Below are 23,787 nucleotides of genomic sequence, written 5' to 3'. Positions count from 1 at the left end.
AACTCACATGCCTTTGACTCGCAAAGCTTACCGCGCCGCCATCCTGCACAGCATCGCCGACCCAGCCGTCGTGGGCATCGAAGCCTCCTACGAGTATTTCGAAGACGGCTTGCTGGTTGTGGATAACGGCCAGATCAGCACCCTGGGCCACGCCAGCGAATTGCTGCCGACCCTGGCGGCTGACGTCGAAATCACCCACTACCAGGACGCACTGATCACCCCCGGCTTCATCGACACCCACATCCACCTGCCGCAAACCGGCATGGTCGGCGCCTACGGCGAGCAATTGCTGGACTGGCTCAACACCTACACCTTCCCGTGCGAAAGCCAGTTCGCCGACAAGGCCCACGCCGATCAGGTCGCGGACATTTTCATCAAGGAACTGCTGCGCAACGGCACCACCACTGCGCTGGTATTCGGCAGCGTGCACCCGCAATCGGTGAACTCGTTCTTCGAAGCCGCCGAACAGCTCGACCTGCGGATGATCGCCGGCAAGGTGATGATGGACCGCAACGCCCCGGACTACCTGACCGACACCGCCGAATCCAGCTACGTCGAAAGCAAGGCGCTGATCGAACGCTGGCACGGCAAGGGTCGCCTGCACTACGCGGTCACCCCACGCTTCGCACCGACCAGCACCCCGGAACAGCTGACCCTGGCCGGCCAGTTACTGACCGAATACCCGGATCTGTACATGCAGACCCACATCAGCGAAAACCTCAAGGAAATCGAGTGGGTCAAGGAGCTGTTCCCGGAGCGCAAGGGCTACCTGGACGTCTACGACCACTACCAGTTGCTCGGCGAGCGCTCGGTGTTCGCCCACGGCGTGCACCTGTGCGATGACGAGTGCGCGCGACTGGCGGAAACCGGCTCGGCCATCTCGTTCTGCCCGACCTCGAACTTCTTCCTCGGCAGCGGCCTGTTCAACCTGCCGATGGCCGAGAAGCACAAGCTCAATGTCGGCATCGGTACCGATGTGGGCGGCGGCACCAGTTTCTCGCTGCTGCAAACCCTCAACGAAGCCTACAAAGTGATGCAACTGCAAGGTGCACGCCTGAGCCCGTTCAAGTCGCTGTACCTGGCCACCCTCGGCGGCGCCCGCGCACTGCGCCTGGAAGACAGGATCGGTACCCTGCAACCGGGCACCGACGCCGACTTCCTGGTGCTGGACTACCACGCCACGCCACTGCTGAGCTATCGCCTGAAGCAGGCCAACAACATCGCCGAAACGTTGTTTGTGTTGATGACCCTGGGGGATGACCGGACTGTTCAGCAGACGTATGCGGCGGGAAATCTGGTGCATCAGCGCTAGTTTTTTTGCGGGCATAAAAAAATCCCCCGGCGCTTTTCAGCCCGGGGGATTTTTATTGCCTGAAAAAAGATCGCAGCCTTCGGCAGCTCCTACAGGTGTACGCACACCCTTGTAGGAGCTGCCGAAGGCTGCGATCTTTTTCTATCAGAGCTTCGCGGTCGATCGCCCCGGCTTCTTGGTCTGCAACAAATGCGAGAACACCGCATGCAGATCATCCGAAGCACTTTCCTCGTCGAGGTTGAGCTTGCTGTCGATGTGATCCATATGATGCATCATCAGGTTCACCGCCAGTTCAGCGTCGCGCTTTTCGATGGCGTCGATCAACTGGGTGTGCTCGTCGTAGGAGCAATGGGAACGGTTGCCGCTTTCGTACTGGGCAATGATCAGCGACGTCTGGGACACCAGGCTGCGCTGGAAACTGATCAGCGGCGCGTTTTTCGCAGCTTCGGCCAGTTTCAGGTGGAATTCACCCGACAGGCGGATGCCGGCGCCACGATCGCCACGGGAGAAGCTGTCGCGTTCGTCGTTGACCATCTGGCGCAATTCGGCAATCTGCTCGGCGGTCGCGTGCTGAACGGCCAGCTCAGTGATCGCTCGCTCCACCAGACGGCGGGCCATGAACACCTGGCGGGCTTCTTCGACGCTCGGGCTGGCGACCACGGCGCCACGATTCGGACGAAGCAGCACCACGCCTTCATGGGCCAGGCGCGACAAGGCACGGCGAATGATGGTGCGGCTGACCCCGAAAATTTCCCCCAGCGCTTCTTCGCTCAACTTGGTGCCGGGCGCCAGACGCTGTTCGAGGATGGCCTCGAAGATATGCGCGTAGACAATATCGTCCTGGGTACCGCTGCGGCCGGCTTTGCCTGCTCGCGGTTGTTTCTTTAGGGGTTGCAACTGTTCGTTCATGGGCACTCGAGTCGGAAGAACTGCGGCGAATTGACCGCGACTGTAATACGGCACAGTGGGTCGCTGGCAAGTATCGCGTAAAAAACACTGCGATTGTACACAATGGAAGGTGGCAACACGACTGTACGGCTGAATGTTGCCTCGGCTGTATCGCAACGCCTTATTACTTTTGAGTTTAGGCTTGTTCGCAGAATCCGCCTTCGTAACGTAATTCCTGTGGGAGCGGGCTTGCTCGCGAATGCGGTCTGTCAGCTAAATCAATATTGACTGACACGTCCTCTTCGCGAGCAAGCCCGCTCCCACAGAGTGCAGCGTTGCTGCGGACATCTTCATCTGTAAAAGGAACACCACCGTCATGAACGACGCCACCCACACGCAAATCCGCCCGCTGGCCGACACCTCGCCCTCGGCCATCGTCGCCGGCTTCATCGCCATGATGACCGGCTACACCAGCTCCCTGGTGCTGATGTTCCAGGCCGGGCAAGCCGCGGGCCTCAGCAGCGGGCAGATTTCTTCGTGGATCTGGGCCATCTCGATCGGCATGGCGGTGTGCTCCATCGGCCTGTCACTGCGCTATCGCACGCCGATCACCATTGCCTGGTCGACCCCCGGCGCCGCACTGCTGATCACCAGTCTCGGCGGCGTGTCTTACGGCGAGGCCATTGGCGCCTACATCACCTGCGCGGTGCTGGTGACGATTTGCGGGATGACCGGCAGCTTCGAACGACTGGTGAAAAAGATTCCGGCCTCCCTGGCCGCCGCCCTGCTGGCGGGGATTTTGTTCAAGATCGGCAGCGAGATTTTCGTCGCGGCACAACACCGCACCGCCCTGGTACTGGGGATGTTCGTCACTTATCTGGTGGTCAAGCGCCTGTCGCCGCGCTATGCGGTGCTGGCGGCATTGCTGATCGGCACGGCATTGTCAGGCTTCATGGGGCTGCTGGACTTCAGCGATTTCCACCTGGAAGTGGCCACGCCGGTCTGGACCACGCCGCACTTCTCCCTGGCGGCAACCATCAGCATCGGCATCCCGCTGTTTGTCGTCGCCATGACTTCACAAAACATGCCCGGTATCGCCGTATTGCGCGCCGATGGTTACACGGTGCCCGCCTCGCCTCTGATCACCACCACCGGCATCGCCAGTTTGCTGCTGGCACCGTTCGGCTCCCACGGGATCAACCTCGCGGCGATCAGCGCAGCGATCTGCACCGGACCGCACGCCCATGAGGATCGCAACAAGCGCTATACCGCTGCGGTCTGGTGCGGGATTTTCTACGGGATCGCCGGCGTGTTCGGTGCGACGCTCGCGGCGTTGTTTGCCGCGCTGCCCAAGGAACTGGTGTTGTCGATTGCGGCGCTGGCGCTGTTCGGCTCGATTATCAACGGCTTGAGCATCGCCATGAGCGAAGTGAAGGAACGTGAAGCGGCGCTGATCACCTTCATGGTCACGGCATCGGGGCTGACGCTGTTTTCCATCGGCTCGGCGTTCTGGGGGATTGTCGCCGGGGTGGTGACGCTGGTGATTCTGAACTGGCGCAAGGCCTGAAATACACAAAACCGGGCCAAAAAAAACGGCGACCCTTGGGTCGCCGTTTTTACTGGAACATCAAGCTACCGGATTGATCGGCTTTTCCGGGTACCAGACGTCCAGCAGCGGGCTGACTTCAACGCTGGTCAGCTCGGTGCGGCCTTTGAGCCAGGCTTCAACGGCAGCGCGCTGTTCAGCGCTGACCGAGCCACGCTTCTGCAGGCAAACCAGACCGTAGTCGTCGCCGCCAACATAACCCAGACCGTTGGCTTCCATGGCTTCTTTGAGGAACGCGTCGAGGAAAGCATCAATGGCTTCATCAGCCAAATCTTCTTTGAAATCCAGGTTCAGTTCGAAACCCAGCTCTTGAAATTCATCGACGCACAGTTTTTTGCGCAGACGCTGGGAACGGTTAGTCGCCATTGGAACAATCCTCTTAAGTAATAACGGGCGGCACTTTAGCAGTTTAAGCCGCCGATTGCCTGACTCTCTGGGCCACCACGCCTACCGTCGGTAAAAAAATAGCCGATCAGAATGCCTGCGCACGGCACAAGCTGTGACACCTTGGGGCATAATGCCGACACTTTCATGACCATTGAGGGAATTTATCTCCATGCCCTCATCTTTTTTCCCCTCGGCTGTAGGGTTTTATTTCAGATGATCAAATCTTTGCGTCCATTGCTGTTGGCCGGTTTTCTTCTCCCCCTGGCCCTTCCCGTTTGCGCCGCTCCCGTCAATACCGCGTTGTCGCCCAACGTTGAAAAAGCCCTGAAAGCCAGCAAGTTGCAGGACAACGCCCTGTCGCTGGTAATGATCCCGCTCACCGGCCCCGGCACCCCGACGGTGTTCAACGCCGACGTGTCGGTCAACCCGGCGTCGACCATGAAACTGGTCACCACCTACGCGGCGCTGGAAATGCTCGGCCCGAACCACCAGTGGAAAACCGAGTTCTACACCGACGGCACCTTGAGCGGCGGCATTCTCAACGGCAACCTCTACCTCAAGGGTGGCGGCGATCCGAAGCTGAACATGGAAAAACTCTGGCTGCTGATGCGCGACCTGCGTGCCAACGGCGTCACCCAGGTCACCGGCGACCTGGTGCTGGATAAAACCTTCTTCGTACAACCGCAACTGCCGGAGTTCAATGACGACGGCAACGACGAGAACAAGCCGTTCCTGGTCAAACCCGACTCGCTGCTGGTCAACCTCAAGGCGCTGCGCTTCGTCGCACGCAATGACTCGGGCAAGGTGCTGGTCTCGGTGGAACCGCCGATTGCGAGCATCCGCATCGACAACCAGGTCAAGGCCCTCAACTCCAGGCAATGCACCGGTGGCGTGCGTTACAACCCGGTGGCACAGGCCGACGGCAGTGTGACCGTGACGGTCGGCGGTCAACTGGGTGAAGGCTGCAGCTCGCAGACTTACCTGTCGCTGCTCGACCACGCGACCTACACCGCCGGCGCCGTCCGCGCGATCTGGAAAGAGCTGGGTGGCAGCATTCAGGGCAGGGATGTGCTGGCGCCAACCCCGAAAGACGCCAAGGTCCTGGCCCGGGCGTTCTCGCCGGACCTGGCGGAAATCATCCGCGACATCAACAAGTACAGTAACAACACCATGGCCCAGCAGTTGTTCCTGAGCCTCGGCCAACGCTTCCGTACCGATGCCGATGGTGACGACGCCAAGGCCGCCCAGCGTGTCGTGCGTCAGTGGCTGGCGAAAAAGGGCATCACCGCGCCGCACCTGGTGATGGAGAACGGCTCCGGCCTGTCCCGTGCCGAGCGTGTCAGCGCCCGGGAAATGGCCTCGATGCTCGAAGCGGCCTGGCACAGCCCGTATTCCGCCGAATACATCAGTTCGATGCCGATTGCCGGCACCGACGGCACCATGCGCAAACGCCTGAAGACCACTGCCATGCGCGGTGAAGCCCACGTCAAGACCGGCACCCTGAACACCGTGCGGGCGATTGCCGGTTTCAGTCGCGACGTCAATGGCAACACCTGGGCGGTGGTGGCGATCCTCAACGACAAGGCTCCGTTCGGCGCATCTTCGGTGCTCGATCAGGTGCTGCTGGACCTGTACCGCCAACCGAAAGTGCCACAAACGGCTTCGGTGTTGTAACCCGGCAAATCAAAAGATCGCAGCCTTCGGCAGCTCCTACAGGTATACACATAACCTTGTAGGAGCTGCCGAAGGCTGCGATCTTTTCAGCTCACCGCAGATTAATTCATCTCCCCCTCAACCCTATCCCTTCCCGCCTGCTTCGCCGCATAGACCCCCGAATCCGCGCGCAACAGCAAGGCATCGGCGCCCTCCCCGACCCGCCAACTGGCAATCCCGAAACTGGCGGTGACCGTACCGACACCTTCAATCGGTGAGCTGCGCAAGCCTTGCCACAATTGCTGGGCCAACATATAGGCATGTTCGCCGCCGCTATCCGGGCACAACACCATGAACTCCTCTCCGCCCAGGCGGCAGAACACATCGGTGCGACGCAGCCGGTGGCCGATCCGTTGGCACACGGCCTGCAACACCCGATCACCGACGGCATGGCCATGCAGGTCATTGATGCGCTTGAAATGGTCGATATCGAGCATGATCACCGACAGATCCCCACCGCCGCGCTCGACCCGGGCCATTTCGGTGGTCAGGCGTTCCTGGAAATAACGCCGGTTGTGAATACCGGTCAGCGAGTCGGTGACCGACAGCGCGCGCAACTCTTCTTCCACCCGCTTCATATCGGAAATGTCCGAGATGTAGCCGTGCCACAGCACACCGCCACCGGGCAGTTCCTCCGGCGTGGCCTCGCCACGTACCCAACGCAGACCCCGTTGTGGCAATTGCACGCGGTACTCCTCGCGCCAGGGGCTGAGGGTGTCGGCCGAGGCCCGGATCGAGGCGCGGACACGGGTGGTGTCCTTGGGGTGAATCCGGGTGAAGATCGCTTCGGCATTGAGCAGCAGCACGTCGGGTTCGAGCTCGTAGATCTCGCGAATGCCGTCGCTGGCATAGATCACGCTGAAACGCCCGTCGAACTCCATCTTGAATTGGTAGATCCCGCCGGGGACGTGGGCGCTGAGTTTCTTCAACAACAGATCCCGCGCCGCGAGCGCCTCATGGACCCGTTTGCGTTCGGTGATGTCGATGCACACCGCCAGGTGCCCGACCCACAGGCCTTGTTCATCGAGCATCGGCGTGGCGAGCATGTTGACCATCAAATGGCTGCCATCGCCGCGCACCAGCGTCCATTCCCGTGCCTCATGGTCGCCCTGCGCGTCGCCTTCGACCAGCATCGCCTGGCAGGTCGGCACCGGTTTGCCATAGCGCGCACTCAACTCGGCCGAGCGAGCAACCAGTTCCCGGGGCAGGTGCAGACTCTCCAGGGTCATATGCCCCACCACCTCGGCGCTGGAGTAGCCAAGCATCTGCTCGGCACCCGCATTGAAAGTGCTGATGACGCCGCGCAGGTCGGTGGCGATGATCGCGACCTGGGTGGCGGCATTCAGCACGCCACGCAACTGACCATGGGTGCCACGCAGTTCCTGCTCTCGGTCGCGCAGTTCCTGGGTGCGTTGCTCGACCAGTTTCAACGCCCGCTGCCGCTGGCTGACCAACACATACAGCAAGGCACTGAGCATCACGCTGAGCAACCCACCCAACACCACCACACTGGTGACGGAGGAATGGTTGGCCTTGACGAACGCGGCGCTGGGCTGGATATCGACTTGATAGTCATGGTCGGCCATGCGCAACAGGCGCGTGGACGACAGGTCGCTGATGGCCGGCGGGTTGGGCGACTCGAACAGCACCTCGTGCTGCTCGTCGATCGACAAATCGAGGATGCGCACCGAGAGATAGTCGCGGCCCGCTTCCGGCAGTCCATCCGCCAGCAACTGGCGCATGCTGATCACCGCCATGACATAACCGAAGGGCTTCATGGCGCTGTGGCCCTGACTGTTGCGCTGCATGACCGGTGCAACCAGCAGCACACCACGCGCATAAGCCGGCTCGATACTCACCAGATGCATCGGTTGCGACACCGCCATGGCGCCATGTTGATCGGCCCGATCGAGCGTGGCACGCCGTAGCGGCTGGGCCAGCAAGTCGTAACCGAGGGGTGCTCCGAGTTTGCTTTGCGTCTGGCTATACAGCACCGCTACGTACTCATCTCGCTCGCCGGCCAGTTGCAATTGGCCGGCGGCGTTGAGTTCTCTCAGGGTGAAGCCGCTCAAGCCTTCGTCACGCACCCGACGCTCGAACGCCGCCCGCTCATCACGAGTGACCCGTTGGGCAAAGGAATACGCCTGGGTTCGCAGCAGCAAAGGTTGGGTGTAACCATCGAACTCCGCTCGGGACACCGAATCGGAATTGGCGAAAAACCGGCGCAGGCCGTCGAGGCGCTGCTCCTGATCTTCGAAACGCTCTTCGATACGGCTGTAACGTTCACTGGCCAGCAGTTGGAAGCGTTGCCGCAATTGATGGTGAAACAGATTAAGTGTCGACCACGCCAGCAACCCGGTGAGCACCCCGCCGACCAGCAATACCAGCAGCGCGACCAACCAGGCCGAGGCATCTTCGCTGATAAAACCCAGGATCCTGGGGCGCACGGCATGCAACGACATAGAACGCAACTCAAAACGCCAGGTGCGGGAAAGCCCTTTGGTCGTGAGTTGAGTTATAGCCATTAGCCACTAACTTGACCAGCACTGATGGGATCCAGGAGCCTTTGAAAATCAAGGCTCTGTGGATCCAATCAAATCAAGTGTCAACGCGCCGTGATTTTCCAGGCGCGATGGATCTTGGCATTACGGGAAAAATCCGGATCGATGGTCTGCGCGGTGATCTCCTCGACCGCATAGCGCTCGCCGAGATTGGCTTCCAGTTCGAACTTGCGGAAGTTGTTGGAGAAGTACAACACGCCGCCAGGCGCCAAGCGCGCCATGGCCAGGTCGATCAGTTGCACCTGGTCGCGCTGCACGTCGAAGACACCTTCCATGCGCTTGGAGTTGGAGAAGGTCGGCGGGTCGATGAAGATCAGGTCAAACTCGTCACGGCAGGCGTCGAGCCATACCATCACATCGCTTTGCTCCAGACGATTCTTGTCGGAGAAACCGTTCAGCGAAAGGTTGCGACGCGCCCAGTCCAGATAGGTTTTCGACAGGTCGACGCTGGTGGTGCTGCGCGCTCCGCCCTTGGCCGCATGAACACTGGCGGTGGCGGTGTAGCAGTACAGGTTGAGGAAGCGCTTGCCAGCGGCCTCTTTCTGAATCCGCATGCGCATCGGCCGGTGATCGAGGAACAACCCGGTGTCCAGGTAATCGGTGAGGTTGACCAACAGCTTCACGCCGCCTTCATTCACTTCGACGAACTTGCCCTGAGCGGCTTGACGCTCGTACTGCTTGGTGCCGCTCTGACGCTCGCGGCGCTTGACCACCACACGGCTCTTGTCGATGTTCAACGCCTGCGGAATCGCCGCCAGGGCATCGAACATGCGCGCCGAGGCCTTTTCCGGATCGATGGATTTCGGCGCGGCGTATTCCTGGACGTGGACCCAATCGTGATACAGGTCGATGGCCATGGAGTATTCCGGCATGTCGGCATCGTAGACGCGGTAGCAGTCGATGCCTTCACGCTTGACCCACTTGCCCAGGGCCTTGAGGTTCTTTTGCAGGCGGTTGGCGAACATCTGCCCGCCTTCGCTCAGGCGCGGCTGCTCGACCACCGGAGCCGGTGCCGGCGTCGGTTTGATCGGGTTGCCATTTTTGTTGAACTTGCGTTCTTGCGGTTCGTTCGGCGCCTGATCATAGGCGGCTTGCTCGCGCTCGACCTGGCGCTGTTCCGGAGTACGACGCTCGCCGGTGACGAACTGGTCCGGCAACACCTTGATCAGCAGCAGCTTGCACGGCAAGGCGCCGTTCCAGAACGAATACTGCTTGTGGCTGCGGATGCCCATGCGCTTGCCCAGGTCCGGCGCACCGGTGAACACCGCTGCTTCCCAGTTCAGGCAGGCCTGACGCAGGCGCTCGCCGAGGTTCTGGTAGAGGTAGAGCAGGCTCGCCTCATCGCCCAGACGCTCGCCGTACGGAGGGTTGCAGATCACCAGGCCTTTCTGGTTCTGGTCCGGACGCGGCTCGAAAGTTGCGACTTCGCCCTGGTAGATCTTGATCCACTCGCTCAAGCCGGCACGCTCGACGTTGTTGCGACCCGGTTGAATCAGTCGCGGATCAGCTTCGTAGCCGCGGATCCACAACGGTGTCTTGGCCAGGCCGGCCGCTGCGCGCTCAGAAGCTTCTTCATGCAATTTTTTCCACAGCGCCGGGACGTGACCGAGCCAGGCGGTGAAGCCCCACTGCTCGCGACGCAGGTTCGGCGCGATGTCGGCAGCGATCATCGCCGCTTCCACCAGGAAGGTGCCGACACCGCACATCGGGTCAGCCAGTGCGCCGCCTTCGGCCGCGATACGTGGCCAGCCGGAACGGATCAGGATGGCGGCCGCGAGGTTTTCCTTGAGCGGTGCCGCACCTTGCTGCAGGCGATAGCCGCGCTGGTGCAGGCTGTGACCCGACAGGTCGAGGGACAGAATGGCTTCGCCACGGTCCAGGCGCAGGTGAATACGCAGGTCCGGGTTGAGCTTGTCGATGGACGGACGGTCGCCTTGCGGGGTGCGCAGTTTGTCGACGATGGCGTCCTTGACCTTCAGCGCGCCGAAATGGGTGTTGTCGATACCCGAGCCATGGCCGCTGAATTCGACGGCCAGGGTGCCGTCATTGAGCATGTGGTCTTGCCACTCGATGTCCAGCACGCCGTGGTACAGGTCTTCGGCGTCCTTCATCGGGAAGCGCTTGAGCACCAGCAGCACGCGGTTGGCCAGGCGCGACCACAGGCACAGGCGATAAGCGGTTTCCATGGTGGCCATGCCACGCACGGCAGAGGTGTGCTCCCGCGCTTCCTCAAGGCCTAGCCCGACGGCTTCCTCGATGAGCAGGCCTTCAAGGCCTTTTGGGCAAGTGAGGAAGAGTTCGAAACGATCGGACATGGGAATTCCAGAACCTTTAGCTGAGTGACCGCGCAACGCATTGCCGGTCCGGTTTTCAATCAGGCGCTTTTCTCGAAGAACGCCCGCGTGGCACGAAGGTGTGCCGTTCCACCCCTGCTGCCCGGGTTAAATGAGCTTAGATGCAAGGACAGATAAAAAAGTTGATGCAACAAAATGTCATAAGTCGACCCTTCGTCGAATAGTGCTTCCCGGCAACGGGAGCCATTCTCAGTAAAGGATTAAGCCCATCATCCAGCGCAGAGCCGATCATACCGGGGTTTGGCCAATAAATACGCTACAACTGCTCTGTTACTTATGGCGTTAGCACATGAACGGTTACGTCCTTATGACAAAACGATCATTCCCTCGATGTGACGCATTGGTTAGAACTCAATACAGGTTGGCGCCGCAATGACGCCAACACCTTGGCTCGTCACGCCGGCAACGAGCCCCCAACGGCAGAGTTTTTCTGCCAGACCTCAATAGAGGTCGACGCGATAAATACAGTCAACAAGTGAGGGCAACACCCTATGAGAAGACTTAAGCGTGATCCGTTGGAAAGAGCATTTTTGCGCGGATATCAATATGGCGTTGGTGGTAAATCCCGTGAGCTTTGCCCATTTACTCTACCGTCGGTACGTCAAGCCTGGATCAACGGCTGGCGAGAAGGACGCGGCGACAACTGGGACGGTATGACCGGCACTGCGGGAATCCACAGACTCAACGAACTTCACGCCGTCGGCTAATTACAGGGCACAACACTCCGACACGACAATCTGACTTTGTACTGAATTAACCACGCACGTCCCATCCGGACGGCGGGCTCCGGCCCAGGGGCTCCTTTATGGAGCCCTTTTTTATGCCTGTCCCATATACCCCATTACCTTGTAGGAGCTGCCGAAGGCTGCGATCTTTTGACCTTGATTTCTAAAATCAAAAGATCGCAGCCTTCGGCAGCTCCTACAGGGGTTCAGCGTAGCGCTGCGATTGCGTCTACCGACTCACGAATCAGCGCCGGGCCTTTGTAGATGAAGCCCGAATAGATCTGCACCAGGCTCGCGCCCGCTGCGATTTTCTCGGCCGCGTGCTTGCCTTCGGTAATGCCGCCCGCCGCAATGATCGGCAAACGCCCACCCAGCTCCGACGCCAGCACTTGCACGGTGTGGGTGCTCTTGTCACGAACCGGTGCGCCGGACAGGCCACCGGCTTCTTCGCCATGCTCCATGCCTTCGACGCCTGCGCGGCTCAGGGTGGTGTTGGTGGCGATGACGGCATCCATCCCGGTTTCGATCAGCGCTTGCGCAACTTGTGCGGTTTCTTCGTCGCTCATGTCCGGCGCGATCTTGATCGCCAGCGGTACATGCTTGCCATGACGCAATGCCAGTTCCGCGCGGCGCTCGGCCAGATCGGCCAGCAACTGCTTGAGCGAGTCACCGAATTGCAGGCTGCGCAGGCCCGGCGTGTTCGGCGAACTGACGTTGACCGTCACATAGCTGGCGTGGGCATAGACCTTGTCCAGGCAGATCAGGTAGTCGTCCACGGCACGCTCGACCGGCGTATCGAAGTTCTTGCCGATGTTGATGCCCAGCACGCCTTTGTACTTGGCCGCCGCCACGCGGGCCAGCAGGTGATCGACACCGAGGTTGTTGAAACCCATGCGGTTGATGATCGCCTCGGCTTCCGGCAAGCGGAACAGACGTGGCTTCGGGTTACCCGGCTGCGGACGCGGCGTGATGGTGCCGATTTCGACAAAACCGAAACCCAGCTGGGCGAAACCATCGATGGCTGCGCCGTTCTTGTCCAGGCCGGCGGCCAGACCTACCGGATTCGGGAAATCCAGGCCCATGACATTCACCGGCAGCTTCGCCGGGGCCTTGCACAGCAAGCCGTTGAGCCCAAGACGCCCGCCCGCGCCGATCAGGTCCAGGGACAGATCGTGGGAGGTTTCCGGGGAGAGTTTGAACAACAGCTGACGGGCCAGGGTGTACATGGGCGGATTTGACTCGATTGGCGGCGAATTGAGGCGGCGATTATAGCCGGGCAACGGGGTGGCAAGCGAGGCGCGTGATCAAATCAACGGATAATGGCATATGCCTTGCACCACTCTGGGCACCAGCACCCATGCCAACGACCGAATGTGTGCAAAGACAATGGCGTCGTCCCCGGCCTGCTCAAGCAAGAACTCGGGACGACGTTTTTTTTGCAAGGTGAACACGCGATGAACGAACCGTCAGCCGGCCCCCTGGCTTGGGTCAATGGCAGCGATGCCCCGGAAAAAACCGAAATCAATCTCGGCTTCATGGCCCTGAGCGACTGCGCTTCTGTGGTTGTCGCCGCCACACAGGGCTTCGCCCAGCCCCACGGTTTGACCCTGAACCTCAAGCGGCAATCGTCCTGGGCCAACCTGCGGGACAAACTGGTCAGCGGCGAACTCGATGCCGCCCACAGCCTCTATGGCCTGATTTACGCCGTTCACCTGGGCATCGGTGGCGTGGCCGCGACCGACATGGCCGTGTTGATGGGCCTGAACCGGAACGGTCAGAGCATCAATCTGTCCCACGGCCTGCAGGCGCTTGGAGTGACCAGTCCTGAAGCACTGGATCGGCACGTGCACCAAACTCGCTCAAAACTCACCTTCGCCCAGACGTTTCCCACCGGCACCCACGCCATGTGGTTGTATTACTGGCTCGCCAGCCAGGGCATTCACCCGCTGCTGGATGTCGACAGCGTGGTGGTGCCGCCACCGCAAATGGTCGCGCACCTGCGGGCCGGGCGTATCGACGGGTTCTGCGTCGGCGAACCCTGGTCCGCCAGCGCCGTGCAACAGGACCTCGGTTTCACCCTGGCCACGACCCAGACCATCTGGCCCGATCATCCGGAAAAGGTCCTCGGCTGCACCCGTGCGTTCGTCGAGCAATACCCCAATACCGCCCGGGTGTTGGTGATGGCGATTCTGGAAGCCAGCCGCTTCATCGAAGAAAGCACCGAAAATCGCCGCAGCACCGCACAACTGCTCAGTGCCGCGCAGTACCTTGACGCACCACTGGACTGCATCGAACCGCGCCTTCTGGGCGAATACGCCGACGGCCTTGGCCACCGCTGGCAAGACCCGCACGCGCTGCGCCTGCACGGGGACGGCGAGGTCAACCTGCCGTACCTGTCCGACGGCATGTGGTTCATGACCCAGTTCCGCCGCTGGGGCTTGTTGCGCGATGACCCGGACTATCTCGCGGTGGCCCGGCAGGTCCAGCAACTGGACCTCTACCGTGAAGCCGCCCGTGCCGTCGGCGTCGCTTCGTCAGCCGGGGAAATGCGCAGCAGTCAGTTGATCGACGGCAAAATCTGGGACGGCTCGGACCCGGCCGGTTATGCCCGCAGTTTCAAACTGCATGCAATGAGCGACAGCTCGCACCGATCCGCCAGCCGCTGACAGGAGACCACGAACATGCTGCGTATCCTGCTGATCAACGACACCGCCAAAAAAGTCGGACGCCTGAAGGCCGCCCTGACCGAAGCCGGATTCGAAGTGATCGATGAATCCGGCCTGACCATCGACTTGCCCGAACGCGTCGAAACGGTGCGTCCGGATGTAATTCTGATCGATACCGAGTCACCGGGCCGCGATGTCATGGAACAAGTGGTGCTGGTGACGCGCGACCAGCCACGCCCGATTGTGATGTTCACGGACGAACACGACCCCGATGTGATGCGCCAGGCGATCAAGTCCGGGGTCAGTGCCTACATCGTCGAAGGCATTCACGCACAACGCCTGCAGCCGATTCTCGATGTGGCCATGGCACGCTTCGAGAGTGACCAGGCCTTGCGCGCCCAGTTGCATGCCCGCGACCAGCAATTGGCCGAGCGCAAGCGCATCGAACTGGCCAAGGGGCTGCTGATGAAAATGAAGGACTGCAACGAGGAAGAGGCCTACACACTGATGCGCCGCCAGGCGATGAGCCGCCAGCAGAAGCTGATTCAAGTGGCGGAGCAGATTATTGCCATGAGTGAATTATTGGGTTGAACAACAAAAGATCGCAGCCTTCGGCAGCTCCTACGGGGTGCACAGATTCCCCTGTAGGAGCTGCCGAAGGCTGCGATCTTTTTGCTTTACACAAATTTCCGATATGGCACAGATCTGGCTAGGTAATCACTACAGGTAACCAACGGCGGTTGCCCCACCTACGACAAAGACGTCGCTCACCTCATTTGCCCTTGGCGGATCGGGTGGCGGCGTTTTTTCGTTTTGGCCCCAGAGCACGGGGCCGGTGGTGCGGCCGTATCGGCGCCCCACCTGCAAGCTCATGACTCCTTTCGAGACTCTTCACAGCTGAGGTGCGCAATGAATTCAAGCTTCTGGAAATCCGGCCATACACCCACATTGTTCGCAGCGTTCCTCTATTTCGACCTGAGTTTCATGGTCTGGTACCTGCTCGGTCCTTTGGCGGTGCAGATCGCCGCTGACCTGCAGCTGACGACACAGCAACGGGGGCTGGTGGTCGCCACGCCGATTCTGGCCGGGGCGGTGTTGCGCTTCGTGATGGGGATGCTGGCTGATCGCCTGTCGCCCAAAACCGCCGGCCTGATCGGCCAGGTCATCGTGATCTGCGCCCTGTTCGGCGCCTGGAAACTCGGGATCCACAGCTACGAGCAAGCCTTGCTGCTGGGCCTGTTCCTCGGCATGGCCGGCGCTTCGTTCGCCGTCGCCCTCCCCCTGGCCTCCCAGTGGTATCCGCCGCAGCATCAAGGCAAGGCCATGGGCATCGCCGGCGCGGGTAACTCGGGCACGGTCCTCGCGGCATTGATCGCTCCGGTGCTGGCGGCGGCGTTTGGCTGGAGCAACGTGTTCGGCTTTGCCCTGATTCCGTTGATCCTGACCCTGGTCGTCTTCGCCTGGCTGGCCCGCAATGCCCCCGAGCGGCCAAAAGCCAAATCCATGGCCGACTACTTCAAGGCCTTGGGTGATCGTGACAGCTGGTGGTTCATGTTTTTCTACAGCGTGACGTTCGGCGGTTTCATCGGCCTGGCCAGCGCCCTGCCCGGTTATTTCAACGACCAGTACGGCCTGAACCCGGTGACTGCCGGCTACTACACCGCTGCCTGCGTGTTCGGTGGCAGCCTGATGCGCCCCCTGGGTGGTGCACTGGCTGACCGGTTTGGCGGCATTCGGACCCTGTTGGCGATGTACACCGTCGCGGCGACCTGCATTGCCGTGGTCGGCTTCAACCTGCCGAGTTCCTACGCCGCCCTGGCACTTTTCGTCTGCACCATGCTCGGTCTGGGCGCAGGCAATGGCGCGGTATTCCAGTTGGTGCCCCAGCGTTTTCGCCGGGAAATCGGCGTGATGACCGGCCTGATCGGCATGGCCGGCGGTATCGGCGGGTTTGCCCTCGCGGCCGGCATGGGCGCGATCAAGCAAAGCACCGGCAGCTATCAACTGGCGCTGTGGTTGTTCGCCAGCCTCGGCGTCCTGGCCTGGTTCGGTCTGCACGGCGTGAAACGTCGCTGGAGAACCACCTGGGGTTCGGCCGCCGTGACGGCTGCGCGGGTCTGAGGCCTCGATGAGCCTGCAACTGAGTTTCGCCGAAGCCAGTGCCATCGGTCCCCGCGAGGAAAACCAGGATGCCCTGCGCCTGGTCACGCCGGCTCCGGCGCTGGCCGCGAGCAAGGGTTACCTGTTCGCGATTGCCGACGGTGTCAGCCAGTGCGTCGATGGCGGTCTGGCCGCCCGTTCGACGCTGCAGGCCCTGGCGCTGGATTACTACGCCACGCCGGAAACCTGGAGCGTCGCACAGGCGCTCGATCGTCTGTTGCTGGCGCAGAACCGCTGGTTGCAGGCCAATGGCGGCGGACAACCGCTGCTGACCACCCTCAGTGCGCTGGTCCTGCGTGGCCGGCGTTTTACCCTGGCCCATGTCGGCGATTGCCGGGTGTATCGCTGGCACGCCGACCAATTGCAGCGAATCAGTGAGGATCACGTCTGGGACCAGCCGGGCATGCAGCATGTGCTGAAACGGGCACTGGGGCTCGATCAACACCTGGTGCTGGATTTTCTCGACGGTGAGTTGCGCCCCGATGAAAGCTTCGTCCTGCTCAGCGACGGCGTCTGGGCCGTCCTGGGCGATACCGCCATTGCCGCGATCCTGCGGGACCAACCGGACTTGCACAGCGCTGCGCAAACCCTGGTCAATGCCGCGCACCTGGCGGGCAGCCAGGACAACGCCAGCGCCTTGCTGGTACGGGTCGATGCCTTGGGCGAAGCGAGCATTGGCGATGCATTGATGCACTTGCAGCAATGGCCACTGCCGCCCGCCCTGAAACCGGGTCAGGCGTTCGAGGGCTGGCAGGTCGAGGGGATCGTCGCACAGAGCCAGCAATCGCTGCTTTATCGCATTCGCGACAGCCAGCAACAACCCTGGCTGCTGAAAACCCTGCCCGGGCGCCTGCACGACGATCACCAGGCCGGGCAAGCATTACTGTCGGAGGAATGGTTTCTCAAACGCGTGGCCGGTCGACACTTTCCTGAAGTCCATGCCGCCAGTCAGCGTCAGCATTTGTACTACGTGATGCGAGAATATTCGGGCGCTACCCTGGCCCAACGGCATGAGCAAAGCGGCCCCTTGCCGTTGCCCCAGTGGCAAGACATCGCCGAACGCTTGCTGCGAGCGGTCGGCCTGTTGCACCGGCGGCAGATCCTGCATCGCGATATCAAGCCGGAGAACCTGCTGCTGGGGGACGATGGCGAGTTGCGCCTGCTGGATTTCGGCCTGGCCTACTGCCCCGGTCTCTCGCAAGACCTGCCCTGGGCGCTGCCGGGTACACCCAGTTACATTGCACCCGAAGCCTTTCGCGGCGAAGTACCGACGCCACGGCAGGACTTGTACGCCGTCGGTGTGACCCTGTATTTCCTGCTCACCGGGCACTATCCCTATGGCGAAATCGAAGCGTTCCAACGCCCCAGGTTTGGCCTCCCGGTCAACGCCAGCCGCTACCGGCCCGACCTGCCGGACTGGATCGCCCATAGCCTGGAACGCGCCGTGGCGGCGGCCCCCGACCAGCGTTTCGAAACGGCGGAAGAATGGCTGCTGCTGATGGAACAGGGCGAACGCCGCAGCTTGAGCGTGCGTCCCAAGCCCTTGCTGGAACGCGAGCCACTGAAAGTCTGGCGGACATTGGCGCTGGTGTCCTTGCTGCTGAACCTGGTGCTGCTGGTGGTTGCGCTCCATTAGCGGGCAAAGCGCCTTGAATCGGTGCATTCCCTCAGGTATCCGCCCTTGTGAACGGGGAAAAAGCCAACAAACACGGGTTTTGAGCGACTTGGCATAACCGCTGCATTACCTCTTGCAACAGACATACAGCGCAGGCTTCAACGACGAAGGTTGCACTTCCCGAGAGAACGGGACCAGGACAAAGGCGTCCTCGCTAGGCAACTAGCGGGACGCCTTTTTTTGTTTGCGCAAAATTTGTCGAGCATGGCCTGAACCCTGATGAGGCAGGCCTGAGCTCCCCGGAGAACCTGATGAAAAAACTAAAACTGGTGATGATCGGCAACGGCATGGCCGGGGTCCGGACCCTGGAAGAGCTGCTCAAACTGAGCACTGAGCTGTACGACATCACGGTCTTCGGTGCTGAACCGCACACCAACTACAACCGCATCCTGTTGTCGCCGGTGCTGGCGGGCGAACAAACCTTCGAAGAGATCGTGCTCAACGACCTGGACTGGTACCTGGAAAACAACATCAAGCTGCTGCTCAACCGCAAGGTGGTGGAGATCGACCGTGTCAAGCGCCGGGTCATTGCCGAAGACGGCAGCGAAGCCGAATACGATCGCCTGCTGATCGCCACCGGCTCGACACCTTTCATCCTGCCCATTCCCGGCAACACCCTTGAAGGCGTGATCGGCTACCGCGACATCGCCGACACCCAGGCCATGATCGACACCGCGAAAACCCATCGGCACGCCGTGGTGATCGGTGGCGGCCTGCTCGGCCTGGAAGCCGCCAACGGCCTGATGCTGCGGGGCATGCACGTGACCGTGGTGCATATCGGCGAGTGGTTGCTGGAACGGCAACTGGACAAGACCAGCGGCCAGTTGCTGCAATCCGCGCTGGAATCTCGCGGCCTGCATTTTCGCCTGTGCGAGCAAACCCAGGCCTTGCACGACGCGGGCAACGGCCGGGTCGGTTCGGTGCAATTCAAGAACGGCGACATCATCCCCGCCGACCTGGTGGTGATGGCCGCCGGCATCCGCCCCAATACCGAACTGGCGGAGAAATCCGGCATTCCGTGCAGCCGCGGGATTCTGGTCAACGACACACTGCAAACCTACGACCCACGGATTTATGCCATCGGCGAGTGTGCCAGCCACCGCGGCATCGCCTATGGCTTGGTGGCGCCGCTGTTCGAACAGGCCAAGGTCTGCGCCAACCACCTCGCCCAACTCGGTTTTGCCACCTACAAGGGGTCGGTGACCTCGACCAAATTGAAGGTTACCGGCATCGACCTGTTCTCCGCCGGCGACTTCATGGGCGGTGAAGGCACCGAGACCATCACCCTCTCGGACCCGATCGGCGGGGTCTACAAAAAACTGGTGATCAAGGATGACGTGCTGGTCGGCGCCTGCCTGTACGGCGATACGGCAGACGGCGGCTGGTATTTCCGGCAGATCCGTGAGAATCACGCCATTGGCGAGATCCGCGATCATCTGATGTTTGGCGAAAACGCTTTAGGCGACGTAGGACATCAAGGCCAGGACAAAGCCATGAGCATGGCCGACACCGCCGAAGTCTGCGGCTGCAACGGCGTGTGCAAGGGCACCATCGTCAAGGCCATTCAGGAACACGGGCTGTTCAGTGTCGACGACGTCAAGAAACACACCAAGGCTGCCAGCTCCTGCGGCTCCTGCGCCGGGCTCGTCGAACAGATCCTGATCAATACCGTGGGCGGCGCGGCGGACGTCAAACCGAAAAGCGAAAAGGCCATCTGCGGCTGCAGCGATCTCAATCACGGGCAAATCCGCCAGGCCATCCGCGAGCAGCACCTGCTGACCATCGCCGGCACCCTGAGCTACCTGAACTGGCGCACACCCAACGGCTGCGCCACCTGCCGCCCGGCGCTCAACTACTACCTGATTTCCACCTGGCCAGGGGAAGCCAGGGACGATCCACAATCGCGCCTGATCAACGAACGCGCCCACGCCAACATTCAGAAAGACGGCACCTATTCGGTAGTCCCGCGGATGTGGGGCGGTGTGACCAATCCTTCAGAGCTGCGGCGCATTGCCGACGTCGCCGACAAGTACAACGTGCCGATGGTCAAGGTCACCGGTGGCCAGCGCATCGACTTGCTGGGCATTCGCAAACAAGACCTGCCAGGGGTTTGGAAAGACCTGGACATGCCGTCCGGCCACGCCTACGGCAAATCCATCCGCACGGTGAAAACCTGCGTCGGCAGCGAGTTCTGCCGCTTTGGTACCCAGAACTCCACACAACTTGGCATTGAACTGGAACATGACCTGTTCAACATGTGGTCGCCGCACAAGGTGAAGCTGGCTGTCTCCGGTTGCCCGCGCAACTGTTCGGAAGCCGGTATCAAGGATGTGGGAATTATCGGTGTGGACTCCGGCTGGGAGATGTACATCGGTGGCAACGGCGGGATCAAGACCGAGGTCGCGGAGTTCTTCGTCAAGCTCAAGACCGCCGAAGAAGTGCGCGAATACAACGGTGCATTCCTGCAGCTCTATCGCGAAGAAGCTTTCTACCTCGAACGCACCGTGCACTACCTGCAACGGGTCGGCATGGAACACATCAAGAAAGCCGTGCTGGAAGATCCGGAGCGGCGCAAGGCGCTCAATGATCGCCTGCAATTCTCCCTGTCGTTCGAACAGGACCCGTGGAAGGAGCGCCTGGAACAGCCCCAGCTGAAAAAAGAATTCGACGTCATCCCCGTGAAAAACCTGGAGGTGCTGGCATGAACTGGCTGGATATCTGCGCACTGGAAGAGATCAATGCCCTGGGCTCGCGGATCATCGCCGGGCCAAAGGGAGACATCGCGATTTTTCGTACCAGCGACGACGAAGTGTTCGCCCTTGACGACCGCTGCCCGCATAAGGGCGGCCCGTTGTCCCAAGGCCTGGTCTACGGCAAGCGGGTGGCCTGCCCGTTGCACAACTGGCAAATCGACCTGGAAAGCGGCGAAGCCCTGGCCCCGGACATCGGCTGTGCCCACCACCATCTCGCCCGGGTGGAAAATGGCCGGGTGATGCTGGCCCTGCGGGATGCAGGCTGATGGACCGCCAGATCACTGCATCCACCTGCTGTTACTGCGGGGTCGGCTGCGGCGTGCTGATCGAGCACGACGGCGAGCGCATCCTCGGCGTCAGCGGCGACCCGGCGCACCCGGCCAATTTCGGCAAACTGTGCAGCAAGGGCTCGACCCTGCACCTGACCGGCGACTTGACGGCGCGGGCGCTGTACCCCGAACTGCGCCTCGGTAGAGGCCTGGCCCGTCACCGCACCGATTGGGATACCGCCCTCGATCATGCCACCAGTGTATTTACCGCAACCATTGCCGAGCATGGCCCGGACAGCGTGGCGTTCTACATTTCCGGGCAACTGTTGACCGAGGACTACTACGCCTTCAACAAGCTGGCACGTGCCCTGGTAGGCACCAACAACATCGACAGCAATTCGCGCCTGTGCATGTCCTCGGCAGTCGTCGGCTACAAGCGCAGCCTGGGTGCCGACGCCCCGCCCTGCAGCTACGAAGACCTGGAGCTGAGCGATTGCGTGATGATCGTCGGCAGCAACATGGCCTACGCCCACCCGGTGCTGTTTCGCCGGCTGGAAGCCGCCAAATCCCGCCGGCCACAGATGAAGGTCATCGTCATTGACCCGCGTCGCACAGACACCTGCGATCTGGCTGACCTGCACCTGGCGATCTTGCCGGGCACCGATGTCGCCCTGTTCCATGGGATTTTGCATCTGCTGTTGTGGGAAGACTGGATCGATCGTGACTTCATCCGCGACCACACCGAAGGCCTGGCCGAGCTGAAAAGCCTGGTGCGTGACTACACGCCGCAAATGGTTTCGCAGCTCTGCGGAATCAGTCTCGGGCAATTGCAGCAGTGTGCCGAGTGGATCGGCACGTCACCGAGCTTTCTGTCGCTGTGGTGCATGGGGCTTAACCAGTCCACCGCCGGCAGCGCGAAAAACAGTGCACTGATCAACCTGCACCTGGCCACCGGGCAGATCGGTCGTCCCGGCGCCGGACCTTTCTCCCTCACCGGTCAGCCAAATGCCATGGGCGGAAGGGAAACCGGCAGCTTGTCCAACCTGCTGCCCGGCCACCGTGACGCCGCCAATCCGCAACACCGTGAGCAAGTGGCGTCCTACTGGGGCGTCGAGCAACTGCCGGAAAATCCCGGGCTCACCGCAATCGAACTGTTCGAGCAAGTGCGCAATGGCAAGATCAAGGCGTTGTGGATCGCCTGTACCAACCCCGCGCAATCCATGCCGGACCAGACGGCCGTGCGCGCAGCGCTGCAAGCCTGCCCGTTCGTGGTGTTGCAGGAAGCCTTCAGCACCACTGAAACCGCGAAGTTCGCCGACCTTTTGCTGCCCGCCGCCAGCTGGGGGGAAAAGGAAGGTTGCGTGACCAACTCCGAGCGGCGCATTTCCCACGTACGCCAGGCAATTGTCGCACCGGGTGAGGCGCGGCCGGACTGGGCAATCACCGTAGATTTCGCACAACGCCTGGAAAAACATCTGCGCCCCGGCCAAACCAGCCTGTTTGAATTTAATAATCCCGCTCAGGTCTTTGACGAATACAAACAACTGACTCAAGGTCGCGACCTGGATCTGTCCGGTATCAGCCATGCACTGATCGATCGTCTCGGCCCACAGCAGTGGCCCTTCCCTGCGGGTGCCGTTGAAGGCACGGCCCGGCTGTACGTCGACGGGGTATTCGCCACTGCCAATGGGCGCGCACAGTTCGTGGCCGATCCCTACCGCGCCGCCAAAGAGCAACGGGATGCACGCTTCCCGCTGACCCTGATCACCGGCCGCCTGCGCGATCAATGGCACGGCATGAGCCGCACCGGCACCGCCGCGCAGTTGTTCGGCCATGTCAACGAAGCGGAGTTGAGCCTGCACCCGGACGAACTGCGTCGCCATCGCCTGCAGCCGGGGGATCTGGTCAGCCTGAAAAGTCGGCGTGGCGCAGTCATCGTCGCAGTTGCCAGCGATGACAGCGTGCGTCCGGGCCAGGCCTTTTTACCGATGCATTGGGGCGACCGTTTTCTCAAGGGCGGGGTGAACAGCCTCACCCTGCCCGCATTCGATCCTTTGTCGAAACAGCCCGAACTTAAACACAGCGGCGTTCGCCTGGATCCGGTGGATCTGCCCTGGAAACTGTTCGCACTGATCGAGGGTGATGTTCAACGGCATTTTGAGACGCTACGGCCGCTTTGTGAGGCGTTTTCCTACGTCAGCCTCAGCCTGGTTGGTCGTGAGCGCCCGGCCCTGCTTATAAGGGCGGCCAATACTTCAGCGCCTGCGGCAGAGCTGCTAAGCGAAATCGATAAAAACCTGGCACTCGATGATGGCCCGGTGCTGGCTTACGACGATCCTCGGCGGGCCATTGGCAAGCGCGTGCGAATCGAAAATGGCCGGATCACTGCCATTCGACTGGCCGGGGAAACCCTTGCCCAGCACTGGTTGCAGGGGTTGTGGCTCGAAGGTCGCGCGGACCAGCAACTGCGGCGCTGGCTGCTTGCGCCGCTGAGCGCACCACCGGGCAACCTCGACGCGCCCGTCAACGCGAACAAGATCCTGTGCAATTGCAAGAACGTCGGCCAGAACGCGATCTGCGCCGGCATCAGCCGTGGCCTGGACTTGCAGGGACTCAAGCAAGAACTGGGTTGCGGCACGCAATGCGGGTCCTGCGTTCCGGAAATCAAACGCCTGCTGGCTGCCACGGCGCAGCCAGTCACCGTCTTCTCGTGAGGAA

The 23,787-nt window shown here is 61.2% G+C and carries 16 protein-coding genes; 11 read left to right on the top strand and 5 right to left on the bottom strand.

The window, feature by feature from the left end; genetic code table 11:
• Positions 1-7 precede the first annotated feature (7 nt).
• Positions 8-1,312 carry a guanine deaminase gene (gene guaD, locus ASD95_RS12000; protein ID WP_056721930.1) on the top strand — a complete coding sequence of 435 codons (1,305 nt, stop codon included), beginning with the start codon at positions 8-10 and terminating at the stop codon, positions 1,310-1,312.
• Between the two features lie 144 nt (positions 1,313-1,456).
• On the opposite strand, the gene ASD95_RS11995 is transcribed toward guaD, so the two are convergent.
• Positions 1,457-2,221 (bottom strand): GntR family transcriptional regulator, encoded by a 765-nt coding sequence (locus ASD95_RS11995; protein WP_008050187.1) that lies wholly within the window; start codon positions 2,219-2,221, stop codon positions 1,457-1,459.
• A gap of 355 nt (positions 2,222-2,576) precedes the next feature.
• On the opposite strand from ASD95_RS11995, the gene ASD95_RS11990 reads away from it, so the two are divergent.
• The gene (locus ASD95_RS11990; RefSeq protein ID WP_056721928.1) at positions 2,577-3,767 is read left to right on the top strand and encodes a benzoate/H(+) symporter BenE family transporter; all 1,191 of its coding nucleotides are present in this window, start codon (positions 2,577-2,579) and stop codon (positions 3,765-3,767) included.
• Between the two features lie 60 nt (positions 3,768-3,827).
• On the opposite strand, the gene ASD95_RS11985 is transcribed toward ASD95_RS11990, so the two are convergent.
• Positions 3,828-4,172: a YggL family protein gene (locus ASD95_RS11985; protein ID WP_007971486.1), complete on the bottom strand. Its 345-nt coding sequence runs from the start codon at positions 4,170-4,172 to the stop codon at positions 3,828-3,830.
• A 234-nt stretch (positions 4,173-4,406) separates the two neighbouring features.
• Between ASD95_RS11985 and dacB the strand changes: the two genes are divergently transcribed.
• Positions 4,407-5,867: a D-alanyl-D-alanine carboxypeptidase/D-alanyl-D-alanine endopeptidase gene (gene dacB / locus ASD95_RS11980; RefSeq protein WP_056721926.1), complete on the top strand. Its 1,461-nt coding sequence runs from the start codon at positions 4,407-4,409 to the stop codon at positions 5,865-5,867.
• Between the two features lie 101 nt (positions 5,868-5,968).
• Here the strand turns inward: dacB and ASD95_RS11975 are convergent, their stop codons facing one another.
• Together ASD95_RS11975 and rlmKL are read right to left on the bottom strand one after the other, a co-directional pair.
• Positions 5,969-8,368 (bottom strand): sensor domain-containing diguanylate cyclase, encoded by a 2,400-nt coding sequence (locus tag ASD95_RS11975; protein ID WP_056721925.1) that lies wholly within the window; start codon positions 8,366-8,368, stop codon positions 5,969-5,971.
• Positions 8,369-8,511: 143 nt separating this feature from the next.
• On the bottom strand, positions 8,512-10,782 hold the full coding sequence (gene rlmKL / locus ASD95_RS11970; RefSeq protein WP_056721923.1) for a bifunctional 23S rRNA (guanine(2069)-N(7))-methyltransferase RlmK/23S rRNA (guanine(2445)-N(2))-methyltransferase RlmL: 2,271 nt from the start codon (positions 10,780-10,782) through the stop codon (positions 8,512-8,514).
• A gap of 530 nt (positions 10,783-11,312) precedes the next feature.
• Here rlmKL and rmf point away from each other — a divergent pair.
• The gene (rmf, locus tag ASD95_RS28600; protein ID WP_003223300.1) at positions 11,313-11,528 is read left to right on the top strand and encodes a ribosome modulation factor; all 216 of its coding nucleotides are present in this window, start codon (positions 11,313-11,315) and stop codon (positions 11,526-11,528) included.
• Positions 11,529-11,752: 224 nt separating this feature from the next.
• Here rmf and ASD95_RS11965 read toward each other — a convergent pair whose 3' ends face one another.
• The gene (locus ASD95_RS11965) at positions 11,753-12,772 is read right to left on the bottom strand and encodes a quinone-dependent dihydroorotate dehydrogenase (RefSeq protein ID WP_056721922.1); all 1,020 of its coding nucleotides are present in this window, start codon (positions 12,770-12,772) and stop codon (positions 11,753-11,755) included.
• A gap of 228 nt (positions 12,773-13,000) precedes the next feature.
• Here ASD95_RS11965 and ASD95_RS11960 point away from each other — a divergent pair, with 228 nt between their 5' ends.
• From ASD95_RS11960 to ASD95_RS11930, 7 genes are all read left to right on the top strand, one after another.
• Positions 13,001-14,212 (top strand): CmpA/NrtA family ABC transporter substrate-binding protein, encoded by a 1,212-nt coding sequence (locus ASD95_RS11960; RefSeq protein ID WP_056722302.1) that lies wholly within the window; start codon positions 13,001-13,003, stop codon positions 14,210-14,212.
• A gap of 15 nt (positions 14,213-14,227) precedes the next feature.
• On the top strand, positions 14,228-14,803 hold the full coding sequence (locus ASD95_RS11955; protein ID WP_008048624.1) for an ANTAR domain-containing response regulator: 576 nt from the start codon (positions 14,228-14,230) through the stop codon (positions 14,801-14,803).
• A 318-nt stretch (positions 14,804-15,121) separates the two neighbouring features.
• The gene (locus tag ASD95_RS11950) at positions 15,122-16,333 is read left to right on the top strand and encodes a nitrate/nitrite transporter (RefSeq protein ID WP_056721919.1); all 1,212 of its coding nucleotides are present in this window, start codon (positions 15,122-15,124) and stop codon (positions 16,331-16,333) included.
• Positions 16,334-16,340: 7 nt separating this feature from the next.
• Entirely contained in the window at positions 16,341-18,008 is a 1,668-nt protein-coding gene (locus ASD95_RS11945) for a bifunctional protein-serine/threonine kinase/phosphatase (RefSeq protein ID WP_056721918.1), read from the top strand.
• Positions 18,009-18,298: 290 nt separating this feature from the next.
• Entirely contained in the window at positions 18,299-20,752 is a 2,454-nt protein-coding gene (nirB, locus tag ASD95_RS11940) for a nitrite reductase large subunit NirB (RefSeq protein WP_056721916.1), read from the top strand.
• The gene (gene nirD / locus ASD95_RS11935; RefSeq protein ID WP_046042889.1) at positions 20,749-21,066 is read left to right on the top strand and encodes a nitrite reductase small subunit NirD; all 318 of its coding nucleotides are present in this window, start codon (positions 20,749-20,751) and stop codon (positions 21,064-21,066) included. The genes nirB and nirD overlap by 4 nt, the downstream gene beginning before the upstream one ends.
• Complete coding sequence (locus ASD95_RS11930; protein ID WP_056721914.1) at positions 21,066-23,783, top strand: nitrate reductase; 2,718 nt, start codon at positions 21,066-21,068, stop codon at positions 23,781-23,783. The genes nirD and ASD95_RS11930 overlap by 1 nt, the downstream gene beginning before the upstream one ends.
• Positions 23,784-23,787: the final 4 nt, after the last annotated feature.

The sequence above is a fragment of the Pseudomonas sp. Root71 genome (assembly GCF_001429045.1).
GTDB classification, from domain to species: Bacteria; Pseudomonadota; Gammaproteobacteria; order Pseudomonadales; family Pseudomonadaceae; genus Aquipseudomonas; species Aquipseudomonas monachiensis.
The sequence above is the reverse complement of the archived record's forward strand: the minus strand, read 5'-3'. Positions and strand labels throughout refer to the sequence as shown.

Coding starts and splice junctions, on each gene's coding strand:
- ASD95_RS11930 (WP_056721914.1), top strand. CDS start 21,066: ATGGACCGCCAGATCACTGCATCCACCTGCTGTTACTGCGGGGTCGGC.
- ASD95_RS11990 (WP_056721928.1), top strand. CDS start 2,577: ATGAACGACGCCACCCACACGCAAATCCGCCCGCTGGCCGACACCTCG.
- dacB (WP_056721926.1), top strand. CDS start 4,407: ATGATCAAATCTTTGCGTCCATTGCTGTTGGCCGGTTTTCTTCTCCCC.
- ASD95_RS11950 (WP_056721919.1), top strand. CDS start 15,122: ATGAATTCAAGCTTCTGGAAATCCGGCCATACACCCACATTGTTCGCA.
- ASD95_RS11995 (WP_008050187.1), bottom strand. CDS start 2,221: ATGAACGAACAGTTGCAACCCCTAAAGAAACAACCGCGAGCAGGCAAA.
- ASD95_RS11985 (WP_007971486.1), bottom strand. CDS start 4,172: ATGGCGACTAACCGTTCCCAGCGTCTGCGCAAAAAACTGTGCGTCGAT.
- ASD95_RS11955 (WP_008048624.1), top strand. CDS start 14,228: ATGCTGCGTATCCTGCTGATCAACGACACCGCCAAAAAAGTCGGACGC.
- nirB (WP_056721916.1), top strand. CDS start 18,299: ATGAAAAAACTAAAACTGGTGATGATCGGCAACGGCATGGCCGGGGTC.
- rmf (WP_003223300.1), top strand. CDS start 11,313: ATGAGAAGACTTAAGCGTGATCCGTTGGAAAGAGCATTTTTGCGCGGA.
- guaD (WP_056721930.1), top strand. CDS start 8: ATGCCTTTGACTCGCAAAGCTTACCGCGCCGCCATCCTGCACAGCATC.
- ASD95_RS11975 (WP_056721925.1), bottom strand. CDS start 8,368: ATGTCGTTGCATGCCGTGCGCCCCAGGATCCTGGGTTTTATCAGCGAA.
- rlmKL (WP_056721923.1), bottom strand. CDS start 10,782: ATGTCCGATCGTTTCGAACTCTTCCTCACTTGCCCAAAAGGCCTTGAA.
- ASD95_RS11965 (WP_056721922.1), bottom strand. CDS start 12,772: ATGTACACCCTGGCCCGTCAGCTGTTGTTCAAACTCTCCCCGGAAACC.
- ASD95_RS11960 (WP_056722302.1), top strand. CDS start 13,001: ATGAACGAACCGTCAGCCGGCCCCCTGGCTTGGGTCAATGGCAGCGAT.
- nirD (WP_046042889.1), top strand. CDS start 20,749: ATGAACTGGCTGGATATCTGCGCACTGGAAGAGATCAATGCCCTGGGC.
- ASD95_RS11945 (WP_056721918.1), top strand. CDS start 16,341: ATGAGCCTGCAACTGAGTTTCGCCGAAGCCAGTGCCATCGGTCCCCGC.